This window comes from Rahnella sp. ATs2, assembly GCF_051851855.1.
GTDB lineage: Bacteria > Pseudomonadota > Gammaproteobacteria > Enterobacterales > Enterobacteriaceae > Rahnella > Rahnella variigena.
On sequence record NZ_JBLYPL010000071.1, the window covers coordinates 1 to 379 of the forward strand.

Consider the following 379-nt stretch of genomic DNA (forward strand, 5'->3'; position numbering starts at 1 on the left):
GAAAGTAACGAGCAGAAATACCTTAATAGGCTTGTAGCTCAGGTGGTTAGAGCGCACCCCTGATAAGGGTGAGGTCGGTGGTTCAAGTCCACTCAGGCCTACCAATTCGTCCTCATGCTGCGTTGTCGTCACACTCGTTTGCACTTGCAAACGTCGTATGAACTCCGCCTTGCCTGAGAACAAATTGGCTAACTCATCTTGCTGGTGTGTTAGTGATTAAGGTATCTGTAAGTGACTGTATGGGGCTATAGCTCAGCTGGGAGAGCGCCTGCCTTGCACGCAGGAGGTCAGCGGTTCGATCCCGCTTAGCTCCACCATTACCGTACAGCCCCTAAATAATACTTCAGAGTGTATTGGAAACAGTATGCTGCGAAGTATT

General features: G+C 49.6%; 2 tRNA genes. Both read left to right on the plus strand.

The annotated features are described in order from the left end of the window. Positions 1-27 precede the first annotated feature (27 nt). Positions 28-104 (plus strand) — tRNA-Ile (locus ACJY2G_RS25570). 137 nt (positions 105-241) lie between these two features. Then, positions 242-317, plus strand: a tRNA-Ala gene (locus tag ACJY2G_RS25575). Positions 318-379: the final 62 nt, after the last annotated feature.